Raw genomic sequence first — 22,327 nt, 5'->3', positions numbered from 1 at the left:
GGAAGGGCTGGCTCAGCCTTTGGTGGAAAAGCGGTAGCCGGTGCCGCGCACGGTTTGTACCAGATTCTCGTAGGCATCGCCCAAGGCTTTGCGCAGGCGGCGGATGTGCACGTCAACCGTGCGCTCTTCCACGTACACGTTGCCGCCCCACACTTGGTCGAGCAACTGGCCGCGGGTGTAGGCGCGTTCCTGGTGAGTCATGAAGAATTGCAGCAGGCGGTATTCAGTCGGGCCCATCTCGGCCGGCTTGCCGTCGATGGTTACGCGGTGGCTGATCGGGTCCAGAATCAGGCCGTCGACTTCGATCGGGGCTTCGCCATCAGTCGGCCCGGCGCGGCGCAGTACGGCTTTCAGACGAGCGACCAGCTCCCGTGGGGAAAATGGCTTGGTGATGTAGTCATCGGCGCCGACTTCCAGGCCCTGGATCTTGTTGTCCTCTTCGCCCTTGGCGGTGAGCATGATGATCGGGATGTCCCCGGTCAGCTCATCGCGCTTGAGGCGGCGGGCCAGTTCGATGCCGGAGGTGCCGGGCAGCATCCAGTCCAGCAGGATCAGGTCCGGCTTGCGGTCGACGATAATGGCATGGGCCTGCTGGGAGTTCTCCGCCTCCAGGCAGTCATAGCCGGCCATTTCCAACGCAACGGCGATCATCTCGCGAATGGGCGCTTCGTCGTCAACGATCAGAATGCTCCTGCCAACCATGCTCAAAATCCTCTTGTCATTTAACTGTCTTGCGCCGCATTAGATAACGGAATTATTGCAGTCGTGTGACAGTAATTTAGTCGCTTGGGCAATTAACGGCACTCTGAACTACCCTTTGGGTCCGAATCCTGACAACCACAAAAGGAAGGTTCCGATGACTAACTGCAATGTTTCCTGGAAAGCCCTGCTGGTAACGGCCGCGTTGACGCTGCCGACACTGGCATTTGCCGCCGACCCGGCAATGACCAAAGACGGCATGTTGGTGGACCACAAGGGCATGACGCTCTACACCTTCGCCAAGGACGCCGATGGCAAATCCATGTGCAACGACAAGTGCGCCACCAACTGGCCGCCGTTGATGGCTGAATCCACCGACAAGCCGATGGGCAAGTGGACCGTGATTACCCGTGATGATCAAAAAAGCCAATGGGCCTACAGCGGCAAGCCGCTTTACACCTTCGTCATGGACAAAAAGGCCGGTGACATGACCGGTGAAGGCAAAATGGACGGGGCCTGGAAAGTCGCCAAGCCTTGATTTCGAGGAGCCGCTGAAATCATCGCGGGCAAGCCCGCTCCCACAGGAGGACGCGGTCCAAATGTGGGAGCGGGCTTGCCCGCGATGGCGTCAGCACTGAATTACCGAAACCCGTAATCCGCCACAATCCCGACAAAAATCGCCAACCCCGCCCAGTGGTTGTGCAAAAACGCCTTGAAGCATTTCATCCGATCCTTGTCCCGGGTGTACCAGAACTCCCAGGCAAAGCAGCCTGCCGCCGCCAGCAGCCCCAGGTGAAACCAGCCGCCCAGCTCAAACCGCAGGCCCGCCAACCACAGGCACACCAGCGACAGGCCTTGCAGGGTGAGGATGATCACGCGGTCTGCATCGCCAAACAAAATAGCCGTGGATTTCACGCCGATCTTCAAGTCATCGTCGCGGTCGGTCATGGCGTAATAGGTGTCGTAGCCCACCGTCCAGAGCAAGTTGGCGATGTACAGCAGCCACGCCGTGGCGGGCAGGTGGCCGGTCTCGGCGGTGAACGCCATGGGCATGCCCCAGGAAAACGCCGCACCCAGCACCACCTGCGGGTAATAGGTGTAGCGCTTCATGAACGGGTAGCTCGCCGCCAGCGCCAGGCCGCCGAGTGACAGCAGGATGGTGGTGGCATTGGTCAGCAGCACCAACAGGAAGCTGATGCCCATCAGCACCGCAAAAAACACCAGCGCCTCTTTCGAGCTGATCTTGCCGCTCACCAGCGGGCGTTGCTCGGTGCGCTTCACATGGCCGTCGACTTTGCGGTCGGCCCAGTCATTGATCACGCAGCCGCCGGCGCGGGTCAGCACCACGCCCAAGACGAAAATCACGATGTTGATAAAAGAAGGCGAGCCTTTGCCGGCGATCCACAGCGCCCACAGCGTCGGCCACAACAGCAGGTAGATGCCGATGGGCTTGTCCATGCGGGTCAGCTGAATAAAATCCCAGGCCCTGGGGTTCAGGTGGTTCAGGGATTTGAGCAGACGTTGATACATCAGCAGTTCTCCGGGTGTTCATGCACCGCTTGCCACAGGCTCGGCAGGAAGATTTCTGCCACCAGCACGCTCAGTGACCCGCGATCAAAACGCGAGCGGCGGGCCCACAAACCGTCGGCCTGGTCCGCAGACGGCAGCCATTGCCGTGGGTAGTGGCACACCTCGATGGCCTGGCGGGTGAAGGCGCGGTCGCAGAACAGCAGCTCGCCCAATGAGCGGCTGCCCAGCTCATCCATGTGCAAGCCGTCGCCCTGCAAGGCACTGCGCGCCGCCACACTGCGCGCAAATACCCACGGCTGGCCGTGCCCACGCAAATACACTTCGCGCACCCAACCGACAGTTGCCGGGTCCAGACCCAGCGCGGCGCATTCATCGTCACGCAATGGTTGCCAGCCTTCGAACAACGGCGTCACGCTGAAACCGTCGTTGGACAGCCACGTGAGCCGGCGCGTCAGCGAGCCTTCGTCGAACAGCCAGTTGAGGGTCAAAGGCGCGGGCAGGGGGCTCAGAAGGCTCTGGGTCAGCCATTGGCAAGCATCGGGAAAGTCGATTGAGTGCGGCACGGTGAGTCAGTATCGGCAGCAAAAGAGGCGGCGAGCTTACCATGGCGCCCCGGACTTTTGCCGGGCTGAACCGGCCCCATGCGTCGATCACGCTTGCATCTGCCGGCCCCGATCAGTACAAAACGCCCTGAGCCGCACGGCAATGTTGATCTATCGACCGTCGGCCAAGATGCCTGGACCCTGAGGAAGCAAGTAATGAAGAAGTGGCAATGTGTAGTCTGCGGCCTGATCTATGACGAAAAAGACGGCTGGCCGGATGACGGTATCGCGCCGGGCACTCTGTGGCAGGACGTTCCGGAAGACTGGCTGTGCCCGGATTGCGGCGTGGGCAAAATGGATTTCGAAATGATCGAAATCGGCTAATTCGAAGTTTAAGAAACGTACTACAAGGAGAAAGGAATGAACGCACCTGTCGTGATCATCGGCACAGGATTGGCCGGTTACAACGTGGCCCGGGAATTTCGCAAGCTCGACAGCGAGACCCCATTGCTGCTGATCACCGCAGATGACGGGCGCTCCTACTCCAAGCCCATGCTCTCCACCGGCTTTGGCAAGAACAAGGACGCTGACGGCCTGAGCATGGCCGAACCGGGCGCCATGGCCGAGCAACTCAAGGCCGAAGTGCGCACCCACACGCGCATCAGCGGCATCGACCCGGGCCATAAGCGCCTGTGGATCGGCGAAGAAGCGGTGGCTTATCGCGACCTGATCCTGGCCTGGGGCGCAGAGACTGTGCGTGTTCCGGTCGAAGGCGACGCGTCTGAACTCATTTTCCCGATCAACGACCTCGAAGATTACGCACGCTTTCGTGCCGCTGCGTCCGGCAAGCGCCGCGTGCTGTTGCTCGGCGCCGGCCTGATCGGCTGTGAGTTTGCCAACGACCTGATCCTTGGCGGCTATGAAATCGACCTGGTGGCGCCGTGCGAGCAAGTCATGCCGACCCTGCTGCACCCGGCAGCCGCCGCAGCGGTGCAAGCCGGGCTGGAGGGCCTCGGCGCGCGCTTCCACCTCGGCCCGGTGCTCAACCGCCTGCAGCGCACGGCTGACGGCCTGGAAGCGCACCTGTCGGACGGTGAAGTGATCCACTGCGACCTGGTGGTCTCAGCCATCGGCCTGCGCCCGCGCGTGGACCTCGCCGCCGCCGCAGGCCTGCAGATCAACCGAGGGATTATGGTGGACCGCCACCTCAAGACCTCCCACGCCAACATCTACGCCCTGGGCGATTGCGCCGAGGTCGACGGCTTGAACCTGCTGTACGTGATGCCATTGATGAGCTGCGCCCGCGCCCTGGCCCAGACCCTGGCGGGCAACGCCACGGCGGTCAGCTACGGGCCGATGCCGATCACCGTGAAAACCCCGATCTGCCCGCTGGTGGTCTCGCCACCGCCACGCGGCACCGAAGGCGTATGGAGCGTCGAAGGGCAGGGCGCCGACATCAAGGCCTTGTGCCGCGACGCCAGCGGCCGCCTGCTGGGCTATGCGCTGACCGGCAGCGCCGTGATGGAAAAACTGGCCCTGAACAAGGAACTCCCGCCGTTACTGGCGTAAATACTGGTCGTTCTGTCGGAATCAGCACGTTCTTACCGCCAGAAAGGTCGCCGCGAGACTGGCGGAGCGTGCGAGGGCATGCCATCCTCACTCCCGTCTGCCGCAGAGTAGAGCCTGCGGCGCCTTGGGCGCTGCTCCACAAGAGAGCAGCACGGACATAACAACAAAAAACCGTCAAAGAGGCTTCACTTATGCGTAAACCAGAACTCGCAGCCGCCATTGCTGAAAAAGCAGATCTCACCAAAGAACAGGCCAACCGCGTACTCAACGCCGTTCTCGAAGAAATCACCGGCGCCCTGCACCGCAAGGACAGCGTCACCCTGGTTGGCTTCGGCACCTTCCTGCAGCGCCACCGTGGCGCCCGCACCGGCAAAAACCCGCAAACCGGTGAGCCGGTGAAAATCAAGGCCAGCAACACCGTTGCGTTCAAGCCGGGCAAGTTTCTCAAAGACAGCGTCAACCCGTAAGCGCGGTACCGTCTGAAGGGAGGCGGGTTGGTAAGAAAATGGGCACGCCGACTGGGTTGGGTGTCCATTTTTTGTGGGGACTAGTTCGCCATCAACTTAAAAGTCGTAAACCCAAAGCTCAGTGAATACGAAGTCGAGGTCGAAATGAGCGGTCAAAGAATCGAAGTCATCGTATTCCTCCGGCAAAGAGAGGCCTATGCCGCTGATATGGTCTATTTGCACGAACCCGGACCAAGCCATTTGCGTTTTGGAGAGCTTTAGAACATCGGCTACCGTCATTCCCGGCCAGAGTTTACTTTCATAATTACCCTTGAATGCAGCATTGCAAGAGATGGCAGAAATGGTGCCATCGGCGCCGTGGTAAGCCGTAATTAAGCCGTCGTTGATCGTGAGAGAGGTGGGGCCGTTATGGATTTTGTATCTGCTTGATAAGCGTGCCTGAACCTGGGGAATATTTTCGCCGATGGTTATTCCACCGATCGAAGTTTTCGGGACTATTGCATTAGTTAAATCCATAGCGACCTCTATTTCGGGGCATTCATTAACGTGCCGTCTACAAAAACTGGGTTGTCGAAGATTTTTTCGTATTTTACAAAGTCCTTAGGGGCTATGCGCCCTTGGACTTCCCCATTTCGGTAGACCTTCCAATAAGGGTAAAGGGAACAAATTTATTTGCGTGTCTACTTAAGTTTAAATAGGTATCTCCCCTTTGCTTGAAGATAGGGGGCGGATTTGCTTGAGTTGCTGCTATTAATAACGTTGCTCCCGTTTTTGTTGCCTCGATTTAATCCTTTTTAATCAGCTTTCAGGATAAATTATAATTTTGTTATTGTTTGGCAAGACTTCAAATATAGTTAAATTACTTTCTGTATGCAGTATTTCATATGCTCTTGTGGTGAAAGTTTCCCGCCATATGTTCTCAGTGATTGAGGTGATTTTTTCAGCTGTGTATTGATACAGCGTTTCGAAGTACTCGCCGGTATTGAGCAAGCTGTAGTGGGCTGTCGCACGCTCAAGTTCGAATGTTGTGATGGCGACTGAGTCAAGATTAGCCTCCATGCTCCCCTCAAGGTTGCTGCCGAATGTCAACTCTATGATGCTGTCTGGCTTGTTCAGAAAGAATCTTCTATACACAATCCATTGGTTTTTAAGCTTCACATGTTTTGCGTATTGAACCTCGCACATTATTTTTTTATGTTCATCAAAGAAATAGCATTGCCTGTCTTTGGCTGGCTCGCAGTCCTTTTTAAGTAAACGGCCAGGTTTGCACCCCTGTAGTTCGCAGTTATAGGGGGCGGGATTGTATGAGGGCATGATGCCCATGCCCCACTGCTTTGCTTTATGAGCATGCGCTACGAAAGATATGAGCTCGGAATATTTATCTTTGTATTCATCAAGTAGTGAGAGCAAAAGGTTTTTCATTAGAGCGTCCTATTTGGCCAGCGGAAAAGTTTTGCCGCCGCTAAGTTCGAGGTTGAGTGTCTTTAGACCTTGCTCAAATTCGGATTTTGTTTTTGCACCTTTTAGAGTCTCCCATACGTGTTTTTTGTAGGCGTTGCCATGGACGCCCTCTCCAGCATGAGCAGTTGCTTTTGTATTTGGCAGACGAGATTTGGAATTGGCAGGCAGCCATATTCCATTTTCTTTTTGGTTTATATCTATTCCAAGTCTGTCCATACGTCTTCTCAGCCAGCGCATACGTACGTCTTTTGAATTGGACATCACAATGTGGTGGGCGCGGTAGTCTTTGTTTGGAGCCTTACCCAGGCGTCCTGCAAGTTTTTTCGCATCAATCGAGCAACTTAACCCGAGCGGGTCCATCCATGTGAGTGGGTTAGGTGTGTACTGATAGAGGTTGAAACCACCGAGCAGCCCAATCGGATCCGGCGTCGTAAACCGCCCCACATCCGGATCATAAAACCTGAACGTATTAAAATGCAGCCCCGTCTCCCGGTCCAGGTACTGCCCCTGGAATCTCAGGTTCTGCTCTTCAATGTAATAAGGCTCACGCACCTCTTCCAGCGTGTTGCCCCACACCCGATAAGTCGCTTGCCAGAGCGTGTGCCCATCAGCCTCGGTCAATTGCTCCGGTAACCCATTCAGATCGTTGTGGTAGTAACGAATCTTCTGCAACGGCCCGGCACCGTCGATGCGGGCCAGAGGCTGGTAGCCTTCATCTTCATAGACGTAAAGGCTCGTCTGACTGTGCTTGTGCTCCTGCAACAAGCGCAGGCCATCCCACATGAACCGCGTTTCCCCCAGCGGATACCCATCACTGCCATGCTCGGTTTTGCTAACCCTGCGCCCCAGCGGGTCGTAAGCCATCCTGACCACGCTGCCATCGTCATTACGCACCTCAACCAACCGGCTCTCAGCGTCATACGCAAACCGCTGCACACCGCGCTTGGCGCTGCGCTTCTCGACCATCCGCCCAAACGCATCGTAGCGATAACGCTTGTCCTGATACGTCAGTAGCTTGTTATGCACCACCAACCCAGCGCCCGCTTGCGGGCCGTCCAGCAGGTTGGCGGCAGCGTCATAGGCGAAGGTTTCGCGCTGGCCGTGCAGGCTGTCCTGGCTGGCGATGATGCGGCCGGTGGCGTCGTAGTGCAGCAATTGGCGATGTTGCGCGGTGGGTTGTTGGTCGAGTTTGCCGATCAGGTTGTCGGCGGGGTCGTACTCGAACTGCTTTTGCGCCGCTGCGGGCATCAGCGATGGCTGGCTGTTCAGGCGGCGTTGGCGTGAGCGCAGGCGGCCGCTGCGGTCGTATTCGCTGCGGGTGCTGAGTTGGCCTTGGGTGCGCAGTACTTCGCGGTGCAGGCGGTCGCGTTCGAAATCGCTGATCACCTGGCCGTCCAGGTTGATCTGGTGCAAATGGCCGCTGCCGTAGTACAGGCGGTTGAGCCAGCGGCCGTCCGGCAGCTGGGTCTGGATCAGGTTGCCGAGTTCGTCGTAATGGTATTGCAGGTTGCCGGCGGCACTCTGTTCGGCGAGCAACTGGCCAACAGCGTCGTAGGCGAAAGCCAGAGCCTGGGCGTTGCCTTGCAGGTCAGTGAACGGAAAAGGGGACGCTTCTATTTAGGAACTCAAGCGAGATGGTAAATAAAAACCGTTCGATTTTTTTGGTGAAAATAAAGGCCAGGAACACCGTTGCGTTCAAGCCGGGCAAGTCGCTCAAAGACAGCGTCAACCCGTAAGCGCGGTACCGTCTGAAGGAAGGCGGGTTGGAAAAAATGGGCACGCCGACTGAGTCGGGTGCCCATTTTTTGTGGGTGGAGTTCAGACTTGAATGCCTTTGGAACAGTCTACGAATCGTAGCCCCTTAAGTTGGGAAGTTTCGCACTGCTCCTTGAACTGCTGGGAAACGAAGATGCGTTGTGAACTTTCTTTTGCCCTAGCGATATGATGATTGCCTAAAGCAGCGGGCGGCAGACTTTGAAGGATTGTGAATGTACGAGGGCCGTCGGGCATAAAGCTAAACATAGGGCCATGCTGAGAGTTATCCAAGTCAATACAAGGCAATGTCTGGATCACATTGAACACATAATAACCGTCCAGCTTTTCTTCCTTGAGGTAAACGTCAGCAGGGAAAAGCTGAACGTCTTCCGGGAACTCGCGTAGTACGCTGGCCATTGCCGCGCTTACAAATTCAAGCGTGTCACTTTGAAGAAGATCGAAGGACAGTAAGCGAGGTTTACTGACCTTTTTCTTGTTTCTAAAGATCGGCGTGCTAGCAATGGATGATTGCTTTTCGCCACTGATAAACAAGAGGTGGTCCGGAGAATTATTCTGGTCGTATTTGAACCAGTAAGTTTCCGAGTAACTTTCACTGATGTCCAATAGGTACATATTATTTCCCGCAGCGACCTGCTTGAGTTGAGTTTTTATTCAGTCGAGTGCGCCCGTTGCGTAACCCCGACCTTTGAGAGCTGACAACCTGCTTCACAGCCTGTGCGTACTGGGCTTTTTTCCACTTTCCAGCCTTGCCTGCAATGGATATTTCATTGAGTTGCGCCCGAACAGCTTTGTTGTAACCCGGATGTGAGCCTTTGTGAATGGTGCGATATTTGCTCTTGCCCTCTTCGGTAGGCAAGTAAATGATGTTGGAGGTTTTGTGTATGTCGAATCCAGCCTTTTTCAGAGCAGGATGATCGGCCAGCGATTGAGGAATAATATGGTGCTTTTGGAATCCATCGATTCCAGGCATGTTTTTGTAGTTCCAATTAAATAAGCCCCATGGATCGACCCATGTGATTGGGTTTGGTGCGTATTGGTACAGATTGATGCCACCCAGCAAACTGATCGGATCTGGACTCGTGAATCTCCCTATCTCCGGATCATAAAACCTGAACGTATTGAAATGAAGCCCCGTCTCCCGGTCCAAATACTGCCCCTGAAATCTCAGGTTCTGCTCTTCAATGTAATAAGGCTCGCGCACCTCTTCCAGCGTGTTGCCCGACACCCGATAAGTCGCTTGCCAGAGCGTGTGCCCATCAGCCTCGGTCAATTGCTCCGGTAACCCATTCAGATCGTTGTGGTAGTAACGAATCTTCTGCAACGGCCCGGCACCGTCGATGCGAGCCAGAGGCTGGTAGCCCTCATCTTCATAGACGTACAGGCTGGTCTGGCTGTGTTTATGCTCCTGCAATAACCGCAGCCCATCCCACATGAACCGGGTTTCTCCGAGGGGATACCCATCACTGCCATGCTCGGTTTTCTCAACCCGCCGTCCCAGCGGGTCATACGCCATCCTGACCACACTGCCGTTTTCATTGCGCACTTCAACCAACCGACTTTCCGCGTCATACGCAAACCGCTGCACACCGCGCTTGGCGCTGCGCTTCTCGATCATCCGCCCAAACGCATCGTAGCGATAACGCTTGTCCTGATACGTCAGTAGCTTGTTATGCACCACCAACCCGGCGCCCGCTTGCGGGCCGTCCAGCAGGTTGGCGGCAGCGTCATAGGCGAAGGTTTCGCGCTGGCCGTGCAGGCTGTCCTGGCTGGCGATGATGCGGCCGGTGGCGTCGTAGTGCAGCAATTGGCGATGTTGCGCGGTGGGTTGTTGGTCGAGTTTGCCGATCAGGTTGTCGGCGGGGTCGTACTCGAACTGCTTTTGCGCCGCTGCGGGCATCAGCGATGGCTGGCTGTTCAGGCGGCGTTGGCGTGAGCGCAGGCGGCCGCTGCGGTCGTATTCGCTGCGGGTGCTGAGTTGGCCTTGGGTGCGCAGTACTTCGCGGTGCAGGCGGTCGCGTTCGAAATCGCTGATCACCTGGCCGTCCAGGTTGATCTGGTGCAAATGGCCGCTGCCGTAGTACAAGCGGTTGAGCCAGCGGCCGTCCGGCAGGTGGGTCTGGATCAGGTTGCCGAGTTCGTCGTAGTGGTATTGCAGGTTGCCGCCGGCACTCTGTTCGGCGAGCAACTGGCCAACAGCGTCGTAGGCGAAAGCCAAGGCTTGGGCATTGCCCTGCAGGTCGGTGAAGGTGACGGCTGTGAGCTGATCGACCGCATCGTAGCTGTAGTCGGTGCGGCCATCGTCGGTGGTTTTGGCCACCAGCCGACCAACCGCATCGCGCTCCAGCCGGTGAACGATAGGCGCCGGTGGCGTCTCCGGGACCACCGCGAGGCCATTGCCGTAAGGCGCTGGAATCGCAGTCACCGCGGTGATGTTGTCGAGCACGTCGTAGTCGTAGCGCTTGGCGCTGCCGTCGAGGTCTTGCTGCTCGGTCAGCCGATCCCCTGCATCCCATGCGAACCGATAGCTTTCACCGTTCTCGTTGACCAGCGCCTGCAACCGCCCATAGTTGTCATACCCAAACTGCACCTGTCGACCATGGGCATCGGTGCGCTGGCGTACCTGGCCGCGCCGGTTGTGTTGGTAGAGCGTGGTGTGCCCGGCGGGATCGGTGTAGCCCACCAACTGCCCACTGGCGTCGCGCTGATACTGCTCGGTGCGTCCATCCGGTAATTGGCTGCTGAGCAAACGCCCCTGGGCGTCATAGCTGAACTGCGTGCGTTCACCCAAGGCATCAGTGATGACCTGCAAATAGCCACGGTCGTCGTAGCCGAACCGCGTTGGATAACCCGAGCAATCGATATGCTCGACCAGTTGCCCGAATGCATTCCAGCGCAGCTTTTTGCTTTTGCCGGTGGCGTCGACAATCTCCACGATCTGGCCGTGGGCGTCATAGCGGTAGCGGGTGATATAGCCCAGCGGGTCGGTCTCGGCGATGCAGTTGCCGCGCGAGTCGTAGCGATACTGCCAGCTGTTGTCGGCGGCGTCGGTTTCCACCAATGGCAATGCCCAGTGCTCCAGCCACAACGTCGAATCGCTGCGGCCCAGCGGGTCGGTTTCGCCGATCAGGTTGCCGCTTTCGTCGTAGCTGTAGGCATAACGCCCGCCTTGCGGATCAGTGGCGCTGAGTAATTGGCGCTCATCGTTCCATTCGAACAGCCAAGTCTGGCCGAGGTTGTCGCTGTATTGAATGATCTGGTGCTGAGTGTTCCAGTACCGCGTACTCACGCGCTGCAGGCCATCGGTGATGCGCGTTAAGCCACCCTGCAGGTCATAGTCGAACTGGTAAGCGTCGCCCTCATCGGTCCAATGCCTGACCACGCGCCATTCCAGGCCTTCAACCAGTGCCCACTCATAGAAACAGCGCAATCCGGTGGGCAATTGATGTTCCACCATTCGGCGCCCGGCATCGTAGACGAAGCGCCGCTGGACTTGATCTGTTGCATCACGCACTTGCGCGAGATTGCCCGCCGCGTCGTAGCCGTAGCTCACGAGCACTTCGCGACGTTGATCCGGGTAGAGGCGCTCAATATGAGCCACATGACCCTGATCACGAATCAGCTCAACCTGAACCAGATCGAACGTATCGCGCAGTCGCACCAAGTGGCCGGTTTCGTCATAGTCGAGGTAGATGCGGTTGTCGTTACGATCACCCAGTTGGGTCAGACGCAGTCGCGACGGGTCTGCTGGAGCAGCTTCGAACAAACGGTACATGCCGTCGTCGCTTTCGATCAGCAATTGCCCGTTGAGGTGTCGCCGCACCGCAAGCCCTTCACCGGCGCTGAACACCGCGCCGCCCAATGGAATCGAGCCCATGTCGATGGGCCGGCCCTGCTCGTCGGTATACACGAGCGTTTCGCCGCCCTCGGGATGCGGCTGAATGTCGACGCACACTTCGTAGGCCACGCTCCAGCCGACGCCAAACAGGCTGCCCTGGCGTTCATCGCGGCTGTTGTAGAAGCGCTGCCAGTCAATCGGGAGGATACCCGGCAGCACAAAATCCAGGTCGTCGACACCGCCCAAGACCTTTGCGCCCGTCGCAGCATGCACCGGATTCGACGAGCCCATCGCGGCGTTGGCCGCAGCGCCCATGGCGCTGCTGATGGCCATCGAGGTCGCGCCGCTGACCAACATGCACGGCAACTTGCTGAAGAACTTGCCCTTGCCACCCTTGAGCATCAACAGCGCTGTAACCGCCAGCCCGACTCCGGGCGTCTTGCCGCTGCGAATTTCACGCACCACCACCGAGCCGCCGCCGATGGCCACGTTGGATGAGATCAAGCCGGACGACACCACCGTCGCGTCGCAGGTACTGCGATCACCACTGCGCACGGCGGGTTGGCCGTTGATAGTGACCTTTTCCGAACCCTCGGCCAGAAACTGCGGCGGCATTGGCGGGTGCTTCATGCACACCACCAGGTCCAGCGGTTTTGGCACGGCGCCCGGCGCGGGCGTCGCGACGGTGGGGCGCCACATCTGCGAGAAGAAACCTGCGGCCATATCCAGGTAACTGGCTTCCGGCTCGGGCTTGGCTTCTTCCAGCTCAGTGCCGGCCGGGGTGACATGGGAGCTGATCGCCCCAGCCGCGCGGGCGGCGGGAATGTTGTTGGTCAGCGTATTGGTGGACCCGGTGAGAATATTCGCCTGCACCGTGGGCGGAAACAGGGCGTTACTGAAGGCATCACATATCTTGGTCAGCCCTTTGTCCGCGCCACTTTTGCTCATGGCCAGGCCAACAATCGTGCCCACCACCGCACCCAGCAGAAAGCAGCCGAGGCCACCGGTGACCACGGTAATGCCGGTGGCAGCAACCACGGCAGCCGTCGCCACCGCCGTGATCGCGATATTGGCCGCCACTTCCAGCACACCGCCAAGGATGTCCGCCATCATCGAAGTGTGGGAGAGCGCATCGCCCATCCGGGCTGCCCATAACGCGTCAGACATGCAGGCAGCTCATCAAGAAATAGCGTCAAACGACAGCGAATTTTTAATCGTCGCCCAGTGCGCTGCCTCGGCTTCCCCGAGTTTTTCGGCCTTTACATAACTCAAGGCGAGCATCTTGCGCGTACCCGGCAACACCAGCGCCAACTGATACTGGAACACCTTGTCATTGCCCTTGTTGAACTGGCTGCGCAACTCGATACCTTCCACCTCTTGAGCCGCGCCCAAGCGCACGGTAACGCTCGGTTGGCAACGCAAGTCCTGCACCTGTTTTTCCAGACGCTTGAGCTGGTCGTCGAAGTTGCTGTGCAGGGTTTCGCCTTCGGCGAGCAGGCTGCGGCTGATGATCAGGGAGGTGCCCAGTTCCGGGAACTTGAGGATATTGATCGTTGCGTCCTGCAACTCTGCGGCCGGCAGCTGGAACTGAAATTCGTTGATTCGGTACGTCATGGCAAACAGGTCTCGTCAGGAGCTTTTAGGCGTGGGGAACGCGGCTTTGATGTTGGCGTCGATGCTGGCTTTCTGGCCTTGACCATCGGGTGTGGCGCCCGGGCCACCGCCGTTGTTCAGGTGCAGGAGGCCGCCGGTATTAAACTCGGCATCGCCGCTGGCATAGAAACTGATGTTCACACCCGTGAGGTTGATCTGCCCGCTGGCATTCAACTCCAGAATGCTTTCGCCGCAGACCAGCCGCAGGTTCTCGCCCACTTCAATCACGTAGCTCTGGCTGATGCTGTCGGTCTTCCTTTGGCCCACCGAGAGAATGTCCTCCTGCTTGACGATGCGCAGGCGGTTATTCCCAATCGTCACCGTCTCGTTGTGCCCAATGCTCTTATTGCGGTCATGCCCCACCGAGTGGCTTTCATCCACCTCCACCACGATGTCCTGATTCCTCTCGGCATGGATGTACAACTGCTCCAACCCCTTCTTGTCCTCCATGCGGATTTCATTGAAGTTGGCCGGCGTGCCGCCCTTGCTCGAGCGGCTTTTCATGCCGCTCTGGGTGGCGTTTTCCGGCAGGTCGTAAGGCACCGTTTGCTCGGCGTTGTACACGCGGCCAGTGATGATTGGCCGGTCCGGGTCACCCTCAAGGAAGCTCACAATCACTTCCTGGCCGATGCGTGGTATCTGCATCGAGCCCCAATTTTTACCGGCCCAGGATTGCGATACACGAATCCAGCACGAGCTGTTTTCGTTGGATTGGTCGTGGCGGTCCCAGTAGAAGTGCACCTTGACGCGGCCGTACTGGTCGGTCCAGATTTCTTCGCCTTTGGGGCCGACCACCAATGCGGTCTGCGGGCCTTTGACGATGGGCCTGTGTGTGTTCGCCAGCGGGCGGAAGCTCTGTTGGGCGTCGATGCAGGTGAGGCTGCTTTCGAACTGCGCCGAACCCGAACCGCCGCCGCTCTCCAGGCTTTCCTGGGTGATGTAATAGCGGCAGCCGACGATCAGGTATTCGCGGTTCTGGTCCTGGCGACTGAAGCCGGTGAGGCTGAACAAATGACCCGAGCCCAGGCCACGGGCGTTGCCGCTGAACTCGATTTGCTCATGCAGGGTTTGCAAGGCTTCGATGCGCGTGCGTGCGTAGTGTTCGCCGTCTTCACTTTGCACATAGGTGCCGGGGTAGTCGTACAGCGGGTAGTCGCCAGCGGTGTGCGGGCGTGGCATGGCTGAACGCACATCGATGCTGGCGCTGGGGCGCTGGAAGTCGTAGTCGTTGAGCTCCAGCGAGCCCGGCTGTACTTCGTGCGCCAGGTGCCAGTTGTGCATATGGTCGCGTTCGCGCTGCTGCTCGTCCTTGGGGTAGTACGGAATCGACGCATAGCCCGGCACCGTGGTGTGGGCGCCGTAGGCGTCGGCCAGCACCAGCACATGGCGGTCCTGTTCATGGCGGAAGAAGTAGTAAATGCCTTCCTGTTCCATCAAGCGGCTGACGAAATCGAAGCTGGTCTCGCGGTACTGCACGCAGTATTCCCACTCGCGGTACGGGCGGCTCAGGGCATCTTCGAAGTCGGAAAAGCCCAGGTCGCGGAACACCTGCTTGATGATCTGCGGGATGCTCAGGTTCTGGAAAATCCGGCAATCGGAGGTGCGGCTGAGCAACCAGAACCACGGGCGCAGCGTCACCTGATAACTGGCGAACTGGCCCTGGTCGATGTTCTGGCTGCAACGCGCGACGATACCGTGGAAGTGCCGCTCGCCACCGTCCGCCAGTTGCAGGCCGACGCTCATGGGCTTGCCGAGCAACTGGTTGAGGTCAATGTTGGCGTCCAGCGACGTCAGTTGCAGCTCATAGTTGAACAGCCTGCCCAGCTCTTCGCCGCCGCCCATTTCATTGAGCAACAGCACATCCGGCCCGAGCGGGCTGGTGATCTTGGCCAGGCGTGAGGCTTGGTTGAATAGCATCGGTTAACCCTAATAACTGAAGGAACTCAATCCAAATGTGGGAGCGGGCTTGCTCGCGAAGGCGGTGTGTCAGTTGATGCATTCGGTGACTGATTTACCGCCTTCGCGAGCAAGCCCGCTCCCACAGTTTTGACTGTGATCCGTCAGTTCAATCGCTGAAGTCGTAGTGCAATTCATTATCCCGGCTGCTGATCCGCACGCCCGCCAGTGCCTTGCCTTCGAGCATGCGCGTGAGGAACTCACGGCTCATGTCCGGCAGCAGGCTGTTGGTCAGGATGGTGTCGATCATGCGGCCACCGCTTTCGGTTTCGGTGCAGCGCGAAACGATTAAATCGACCACAGCATCGTCGTAGTCGAAAGCGACTTTGTGCGTAGTTTCCACGCGTTTTTTGATGCGGTTCAGTTGCAGGCGAGTGATCGCCTTGAGCATCTCATCGCTGAGCGGGTAGTACGGAATCGTCACCAGGCGACCAAGCAATGCCGGTGGGAAAATCTCCAACAGCGGCTGGCGCAACGCCTTGGCGATTTCTTCCGGCTCGGGAATGTTCGCCGGGTCTTTGCAGACCTGGGAAATCAGCTCGGTGCCGGCGTTGGTAGTCAGCAGAATCAGCGTGTTCTTGAAGTCGATCACCCGGCCTTCGCCGTCTTCCATCACGCCCTTGTCGAACACCTGGAAGAAGATCTCATGCACGTCCGGGTGGGCTTTTTCCACCTCGTCCAGCAGCACCACGCTGTAGGGTTTGCGCCGTACCGCTTCGGTCAGCACGCCGCCTTCGCCGTAGCCGATATAGCCCGGTGGTGCGCCCTTGAGCGTCGACACGGTATGGGCCTCCTGGAACTCGCTCATGTTGATGGTGATCACGTTCTGCTCACCGCCGTACATCGCTTCGGCCAGGGCCAGGGCGGTTTCGGTCTTGCCCACACCCGAGGTGCCGGCGAGCATGAACACACCAATCGGCTTGCTCGGGTTGTCGAGGCCGGCGCGGGATGTCTGGATACGCTTGGCGATCATCTGCAGGGCGTGGTCCTGGCCGATGATGCGTTTTTTCAGGTGCTGGTCGAGGTTGAGCACCGTCTCCAGTTCGTTGCGCGCCATGCGGCCCACCGGAATGCCGGTCCAGTCGGCGACCACCGAGGCCACGGCCTGGTAATCCACGGTCGGCAGAATCAGCGGGGTTTCGCCTTGCAGGGCGGTGAGGCGTTGTTGCAGGTCCACAAGCTGTGCGCGTAATTCATCGTTGCCGCTGTCCACCACGCCTGCTTTTTCACGCAAGGTTGCGCGAGTAGCCAACAGTTCGTCGACGAGGGTTTTTTCTTCAGCCCAACGGCTTTCCAAGGTTGCCAGGCGCTCGCGTTCGGCCGTCAGCAAGGCTTCGCTGTTGGTTTGGCGGGCACCAATCGCGATGCCGATGGCATGCTCGCGGGCGATGATTTGCAGCTCGGTTTCCAGCGCTTCGATACGACGGCGGCTGTCGTCCACTTCGGCTGGCACCGCGTGCAGGCTGATGGCGACGCGGGCGCAGGCGGTGTCCAGCAAACTCACGGATTTATCCGGCAGCTGGCGCGCCGGAATGTAGCGGTGCGACAGCTTCACCGAGGCTTCCAGGGCTTCATCAAGGATCTGCACCTGGTGGTGTTTTTCCATGGTCGAGGCCACGCCGCGCATCATCAGCAGCGCTTTGTCTTCCGACGGTTCGGCAACTTGCACCACCTGGAAGCGGCGAGTCAGGGCCGGGTCTTTTTCGATGTGCTTTTTATACTCGGCCCAGGTGGTCGCGGCCACGGTGCGCAAGGTGCCACGGGCCAAAGCCGGCTTGAGCAAGTTGGCCGCATCCCCCGTCCCGGCGGCGCCACCGGCACCCACCAGCGTGTGGGCCTCGTCGATAAACAGGATGATCGGCTTGGGCGAGGCCTGCACGTCTTCAATGACCTGGCGCAGACGCTGTTCGAACTCGCCTTTCATGCTGGCGCCGGCTTGCAGCAGGCCCACATCGAGGCTGCGCAGCTCCACGTCTTTGAGCGCAGGCGGCACGTCACCGGCGACGATGCGCAGGGCGAAACCTTCGACCACAGCGGTCTTGCCCACACCGGCTTCACCGGTGAGGATCGGGTTGTTCTGGCGTCGACGCATCAGGATATCCACCAGTTGGCGGATCTCTTCATCACGGCCAACGATGGGGTCGAGCTTGCCGCTGCGCGCCTGTTCGGTCAGGTCGACCGTAAAGCGCTTGAGCGCTTCCTGCTTGCCCATCGCGCTCGGCGCCATCGCACCGCTGGCTTCGCCTGGAACGGCGCCCGCGTTGAAACCATCGCTGGCACTCAAGGCATTCTCGGGCGAATCACCGACGTATTCATCAAAGCGTTCGCTCAGGGCTTCAGCTTTGATTTTGTCGAACTCGGACGACAAGCCCAGCAATGCATGACGCAGGCTTGGGGTCTTCAAAATACCCAACACCAGATAACCGGTGCGCACCTGGCTCTCGCCGAACATCAGGCTGCCGTAGACCCAACCGCGTTCCACGGCTTCTTCCACATGGGAGGACAGGTCGGTAATCGAGGTCGAGCCGCGTGGCAGGCGGTCCAGCGCTTCGGTCAGGTCACGGGCCAGGCGTGCGGGCTCGACGTTGAACTGGCGGATGATGCGGTGCAGGTCCGAGTCCTGCAGTTGCAGCAACTGGTGAAACCAGTGGGCCAGTTCTACATACGGGTTGCCCCGCAGTTTGCAGAACACGGTGGCGGCTTCGATGGCCTTGTAGGCCACGCTGTTGAGTTTGCCGAACAGTGCGGCGCGACTGATTTCACCCATGCTCTGGATTCCTTGAGGTGGTGGCGTGATCGGCGTAATGCCGGGCCAGGATTAGGTCGTTGGCGTCGTGCGCAGGTTGGCCGAGCCAGGTGTTGAAGCCCAGGCGGAACTGGCCATTGAGTTGCAGCGCCGGTACTTCGGGTTGTTGCAAAACCAGGTTCAGGTCCCAGTCCAATTCATGGCCCAGGTACTCGGCCACCCACGCCACCAGCTCGTTGAACGGCTGGCTGCCGGGCAACATGCCCATGTAGTCATCGAGCGTGAGCGGGCCGAGGCGGATGCGGAATTTATGCTGGCGGTCCCACACATGGCTGCCCAGGCAAAAGTCCACGCCCAGCCTGTTGGCGCTGACGCTTACGCGGCTGCGCTCTGGCAGCTCCAGCCATTGGCCGACGTATTCTTCGATCTCCACCGGCAGGCCGAAGTACTCGCTGAGAATCGCCTTCAAGCCGTCCGGGTAGCGGGTTTGCGCCGACAGGTGGCCGCTGTAATGCAGCTTCGCCGTGTCGGGAATCAACCCCTGATTGAGCAGGCTCGGCATGCCCCGGCCACTCAGCGCCGCCAGGCGTGCGGACCAGTAATCATCGTCCGGGCGGTCGTGGCTGACTGTCGGCCGCGCCTCGGCCCAGGCCCGGTAAAACAGGCTAAGCAGCCGATGGTGGAACACATCCAAAAACTGTTTGCTGGTGCTGTCGGCGTTGTTGCGCTGACGCTCGCGCACGTACTCGGTGATGTGCAGCGGCAACGGGCCGTTGGGGCCGCCGAGGCCGAAGAAAAACTGCTCCAGGCGCGCGGGCTTGCCGTCGCCGCCGGGGTCGACCGAAGCCAGGGTCGCCGGAGCGAAGGTGCAATCCGCCTGTTGCCCCAGGCGCAGCGGGTCATCCGCCAGGCGCAGGGAATGGCCCAGGCGCGGCAGTTCCGGCGATTCGCACTCGATACGCCGCAGTGCCTGGAAGAAATCGTATTCCCAGGGCTCCTGATGCATCGCATCCAGTGTGTTCACAGGGTCGGACGCCGCCCGGGCTTGGCTTTCCATCGCATGATCTCGCCGCGTTCGGTGGTACGGATCACCGTCTCGGTAAAGCTGTTGATCGACACATAACGTGCCAGGAAGCGTTCCAGCACCGCACCGAGCAGAAACACGCCGGTGCCACGAAACGCGTTTTCATCGAATTCCAGGGTAATTTCCAAACCACGGCCAAACACGATCGGGCCGGGCATCGGCAGGCGCCGGGTCACGGCTTTGCTGCTGACTTCGCGCAGGCCTTCGATCTGCAATTGCAGCGCCGCGTCGTTGCTGTCGCCGTACAGGCGCAGCAGTTCACGCAAGGCGCCGGCGCCCTGGCCTTGTTCGCTCAGCGACAGGTAATTGAGCGACAACTGGCTGATCAGGCGCCAGGCCTTGGCATCGTGGGCATGGCTGGCGCGCGGGCGGCTCGGCCCGGCGACGCAGCGCACCGACAACACCGGCGCGCTGTCGGCCAACGTAAAGTCAGTCTTGCCGTTGCCCACGCTCATGAACAACGGCAGATCGCGATTGGTGCACAGCGCGGTCACGCCGAGTTGGCGCAGGTCATGGCGGTAGGGTGCTTGCTGGCTGTCGACCAGGCTGACAAAGGTTTCGCTGCCCACGTACGTAGAGCGAGGGCCGTTGCGGCGCTGGTCGCTGGACAACACGCGCGGCTCGCGGCGCAGTGTGTAGTAAGCCTGATCGCGGCCATAGCGCGACGGATCACGCACCGCGTAGAACGGCAGGAACGGCTGCTCCGGCCCGGTGCCATGGCCGGTGATGCCGTTCAGCGAATGAATCTCGAAATCCATCGGCCGCGTGCGGTCGGCAATCACGTGGTGTTCGTTGACGCGGTCAGACAAATGAATACGGTCCACGCGTTTGGGGAACAGGTTGATCGCCGGCGTGCAGAACGGCATGAATTGCGCCGCACCGACGCTGCCTTCCAGGCTCGGCTCATGGCGGTCGAACAGCACGATCAGTTCCAGCTCCTGGCCGTCGCAGCGTTTGACCGCGCGGCTCAGTTCGGCGAATTCGACGAACAGGAAACGGTGGGGCAGGGCGAAGTATTCCTGCAACAGCCGATAGCCCTGAAACGCGCGGGCCACCACCGGCATGGCGGCGTCGGCGTCGTCAAAACCGCGTGAGCGCAACGCGTCTTGCGGCAGGCGCTCGACCCAATCGCCACCGGGCTTGCGTGCAAACACCGCGCAGGCATTGCCGAGCAATTGTTCGTAAAGACGGAACGGCTGCTCGTCGGCGCCGCTGAGGTACAGCGGCAGGCTGTCGAGGTCGAGGCTGTTGAACGGCAATTCGGCGCCGGTGCGCAAGGTCAGGCGCAAACCGGCCTTGGCTTTCGGCTCGCTGGCGGCCAGGCGCCCGAGCACGGCGGCGGGGTTGCCGAAGTACTCGGCGCCACTGACCTGCAACGGCCACAGCGTCACCGGGTGCGCGGTGCGGTACTCGCAGCAGGTTTGGGTTTCGCGGCCCAGGGCGGCGCGCAACACGGTGTCGCGCGGCAGCGCAAAACCGCTGGCCAGTGAGCCTTCGTCGGGGTCGGTCTGCAATTGCACCACGGTCATCGACGGCGTCGGCGCCAGGTAGTGCGGGTAGGCAATTTCCAGCAGGTTGTGGGTGAAGGTCGGGTACTCGGCGTCGAGCTTGAGCTGGACGCGGGCAGTCAGGTAGGCAAAACCTTCGAGCAAGCGTTCGACATACGGGTCGGCGCAGTCCATGCCGGACAAAGTCAGCCGACTGGCGATCTTCGGGTATTCCTTGGCGAACTCGGCAGCGCTTTCGCGCACGTGGTGCAGTTCCTGGTTGTACAGCTCCAGCAGGCGCGGGTTCATGGGCGCCTCCGCTGGTCGGCATTTACCACGCGTACGTGGCCGGATTCCAGGTCGAGGTCGGTTTGCAGCAACAGGCGCAACGGCACCGGCTGCGCCCACAGGTCGCCCTCAATCTCGAAACTCAGCGCGTTGTGGTTCATCTCGCCGTGGCCGACGCGGGCTTTGACGCGCAAGGTGTGGCGCAAAATGCGTGGCTCAAAGGTGGCGATGGCCTGGTAGATCAACGCTTCCAGCGCCTTGATATCGACACTGGAAACACTGTTGCCCGCGAGTGCCGGCAGGCCGTAATTGACCACCGACGTACCGGCCGGGGTGTGCAGCGTGGCATCGGCATCCAGCAACGACGTGGTGTTGAGCAGCCACGCCAGGTCGCGCAGAACCGAGGCTTTCAATTGGGTCAGGGACAGCACGCGTTTGTCGGCGCTTTCCTTGGGGTTGGTTGGGTCGTCGTCGGTCAACCGGTCCAACAGGGACGGTTGCAGACGGTCGCGGGAAGCGATTTCAGTTACCACCAAAGCAGCTCCACGGACGGGTTGTGAGAGGGACTGTTTTTGCGAGGGGCAGATACCTGGGGCCGTGGCGGAGAGCCACGGCCACCGGGTTTATCAGCGCTTGGTGTTGGAACGGATGTTCCAGCCAAACTTGATCGCGCCGCCGTCTTTGGTGCCGTCGGCTTTCTGCGGCTGGTAGTCGACCATCACTTGGGCAAAGTTCAGGGTGACGTTTTCGGTCAGGCGATCATCGGTGCCCGAGCCGCCGGTGCTCAGGGATGTGACCAGCACTTCTTCCAGGTTGATCACCATGTACTCGACCTGGCTTTCGCCACCGGCCTTGCGCACGGTCAGCTTGACCTTGTCGATGTGCTTGCCGCTGGCGCAGTGCATCATCAGGTTCGGCGAGGCTTTGTCGACGTACTTGGTCAGCGACAGGTCCTGGATATTCACCTTGCCCGCGCCGCCACCACCGCCAACGTGCATGTTGCCGGACTGAGCCATGCCCCAGCTCCAGTTCAGCACGTCGATTTCGTCCTTGTGGGCCTTGTCCATGGACTCGCCCTTGATGTCGCCGATCTTGATGAAAATATCAACAGCCATGTTTTCTCCCTGTGTGGACTCAGCCACGATATTTGTTTAAGCCCAATGGGCAATGCTGTTCTGTGGGAGCTGGCTTGCCTGCGATTGCATCACCGCGGTCTGACTGGCAGACCGCGCCG

At 59.4% G+C, this 22,327-nt stretch carries 18 protein-coding genes and 2 pseudogenes; 5 read left to right on the top strand and 15 right to left on the bottom strand.

The annotated features are described in order from the left end of the window. Positions 1-12: 12 nt before the first annotated feature. Positions 13-702, bottom strand: coding sequence for a phosphate regulon transcriptional regulator PhoB (phoB, locus tag PspR76_RS30325; protein WP_003195617.1), 690 nt, complete (start codon positions 700-702; stop codon positions 13-15). A 154-nt stretch (positions 703-856) separates the two neighbouring features. Between phoB and PspR76_RS30320 the strand changes: the two genes are divergently transcribed. Then, entirely contained in the window at positions 857-1,237 is a 381-nt protein-coding gene (locus PspR76_RS30320; RefSeq protein WP_159961105.1) for a COG4315 family predicted lipoprotein, read from the top strand. 101 nt (positions 1,238-1,338) lie between these two features. On the opposite strand, the gene ubiA is transcribed toward PspR76_RS30320, so the two are convergent. Both ubiA and PspR76_RS30310 read right to left on the bottom strand, forming a co-directional pair. After that, the gene (ubiA, locus tag PspR76_RS30315; RefSeq protein ID WP_159961103.1) at positions 1,339-2,229 is read right to left on the bottom strand and encodes a 4-hydroxybenzoate octaprenyltransferase; all 891 of its coding nucleotides are present in this window, start codon (positions 2,227-2,229) and stop codon (positions 1,339-1,341) included. Continuing rightward, complete coding sequence (locus tag PspR76_RS30310) at positions 2,229-2,792, bottom strand: chorismate--pyruvate lyase family protein (protein WP_159961092.1); 564 nt, start codon at positions 2,790-2,792, stop codon at positions 2,229-2,231. The genes ubiA and PspR76_RS30310 overlap by 1 nt, the downstream gene beginning before the upstream one ends. 195 nt (positions 2,793-2,987) lie before the next feature. Between PspR76_RS30310 and PspR76_RS30305 the strand changes: the two genes are divergently transcribed. From PspR76_RS30305 to PspR76_RS30295, 3 genes are all read left to right on the top strand, one after another. Beyond that, positions 2,988-3,155: a rubredoxin gene (locus PspR76_RS30305; protein ID WP_003213373.1), complete on the top strand. Its 168-nt coding sequence runs from the start codon at positions 2,988-2,990 to the stop codon at positions 3,153-3,155. A gap of 36 nt (positions 3,156-3,191) precedes the next feature. Continuing rightward, positions 3,192-4,340 carry an NAD(P)/FAD-dependent oxidoreductase gene (locus PspR76_RS30300; protein ID WP_159961090.1) on the top strand — a complete coding sequence of 383 codons (1,149 nt, stop codon included), beginning with the start codon at positions 3,192-3,194 and terminating at the stop codon, positions 4,338-4,340. A 191-nt stretch (positions 4,341-4,531) separates the two neighbouring features. Then, positions 4,532-4,807 (top strand): HU family DNA-binding protein, encoded by a 276-nt coding sequence (locus PspR76_RS30295; RefSeq protein WP_003177201.1) that lies wholly within the window; start codon positions 4,532-4,534, stop codon positions 4,805-4,807. A gap of 96 nt (positions 4,808-4,903) precedes the next feature. On the opposite strand, the gene PspR76_RS30290 is transcribed toward PspR76_RS30295, so the two are convergent. From PspR76_RS30290 to PspR76_RS30280, 3 genes and pseudogenes are all read right to left on the bottom strand, one after another. Beyond that, complete coding sequence (locus tag PspR76_RS30290) at positions 4,904-5,323, bottom strand: hypothetical protein (RefSeq protein ID WP_159961088.1); 420 nt, start codon at positions 5,321-5,323, stop codon at positions 4,904-4,906. Positions 5,324-5,605: 282 nt separating this feature from the next. Beyond that, on the bottom strand, positions 5,606-6,229 hold the full coding sequence (locus PspR76_RS30285) for a hypothetical protein (RefSeq protein WP_159961086.1): 624 nt from the start codon (positions 6,227-6,229) through the stop codon (positions 5,606-5,608). Positions 6,230-6,238: 9 nt separating this feature from the next. After that, a pseudogene (locus PspR76_RS30280) lies at positions 6,239-7,864 on the bottom strand (RHS repeat-associated core domain-containing protein); the annotation flags it as partial. Positions 7,865-7,929: 65 nt separating this feature from the next. Here PspR76_RS30280 and PspR76_RS30275 point away from each other — a divergent pair. Further along, positions 7,930-8,004, top strand: a pseudogene (locus tag PspR76_RS30275) (HU family DNA-binding protein); the annotation flags it as partial. A gap of 82 nt (positions 8,005-8,086) precedes the next feature. Here PspR76_RS30275 and PspR76_RS30270 read toward each other — a convergent pair. The 9 genes from PspR76_RS30270 to PspR76_RS30230 form a co-directional block, all read right to left on the bottom strand. Next, complete coding sequence (locus PspR76_RS30270; protein ID WP_159961084.1) at positions 8,087-8,656, bottom strand: imm11 family protein; 570 nt, start codon at positions 8,654-8,656, stop codon at positions 8,087-8,089. 1 nt (position 8,657) lies between these two features. Continuing rightward, positions 8,658-13,046 (bottom strand): RHS repeat-associated core domain-containing protein, encoded by a 4,389-nt coding sequence (locus PspR76_RS30265; RefSeq protein WP_159961082.1) that lies wholly within the window; start codon positions 13,044-13,046, stop codon positions 8,658-8,660. 12 nt (positions 13,047-13,058) lie between these two features. Then, the gene (locus PspR76_RS30260) at positions 13,059-13,493 is read right to left on the bottom strand and encodes a DcrB-related protein (protein ID WP_159961080.1); all 435 of its coding nucleotides are present in this window, start codon (positions 13,491-13,493) and stop codon (positions 13,059-13,061) included. 15 nt (positions 13,494-13,508) lie between these two features. Beyond that, on the bottom strand, positions 13,509-15,449 hold the full coding sequence (locus PspR76_RS30255; protein WP_159961078.1) for a type VI secretion system Vgr family protein: 1,941 nt from the start codon (positions 15,447-15,449) through the stop codon (positions 13,509-13,511). A gap of 148 nt (positions 15,450-15,597) precedes the next feature. Next, positions 15,598-18,255 (bottom strand): type VI secretion system ATPase TssH, encoded by a 2,658-nt coding sequence (gene tssH / locus PspR76_RS30250; protein ID WP_159961076.1) that lies wholly within the window; start codon positions 18,253-18,255, stop codon positions 15,598-15,600. Beyond that, positions 18,248-19,291, bottom strand: coding sequence for a type VI secretion system baseplate subunit TssG (gene tssG, locus PspR76_RS30245; protein ID WP_159961074.1), 1,044 nt, complete (start codon positions 19,289-19,291; stop codon positions 18,248-18,250). Before tssG ends, tssH begins: the two co-directional genes overlap by 8 nt. Continuing rightward, positions 19,255-21,114, bottom strand: coding sequence for a type VI secretion system baseplate subunit TssF (gene tssF / locus PspR76_RS30240; protein ID WP_159961072.1), 1,860 nt, complete (start codon positions 21,112-21,114; stop codon positions 19,255-19,257). Before tssF ends, tssG begins: the two co-directional genes overlap by 37 nt. After that, on the bottom strand, positions 21,111-21,626 hold the full coding sequence (gene tssE, locus PspR76_RS30235; protein WP_005792513.1) for a type VI secretion system baseplate subunit TssE: 516 nt from the start codon (positions 21,624-21,626) through the stop codon (positions 21,111-21,113). Before tssE ends, tssF begins: the two co-directional genes overlap by 4 nt. Before the next feature lie 93 nt (positions 21,627-21,719). Further along, the gene (locus PspR76_RS30230) at positions 21,720-22,208 is read right to left on the bottom strand and encodes an Hcp family type VI secretion system effector (protein ID WP_005792512.1); all 489 of its coding nucleotides are present in this window, start codon (positions 22,206-22,208) and stop codon (positions 21,720-21,722) included. Positions 22,209-22,327 lie beyond the last annotated feature (119 nt).

It is taken from the genome of Pseudomonas sp. R76, from assembly GCF_009834565.1.
GTDB lineage: Bacteria > Pseudomonadota > Gammaproteobacteria > Pseudomonadales > Pseudomonadaceae > Aquipseudomonas.
The sequence above is the reverse complement of the archived record's forward strand: the minus strand, read 5'-3'. Positions and strand labels throughout refer to the sequence as shown.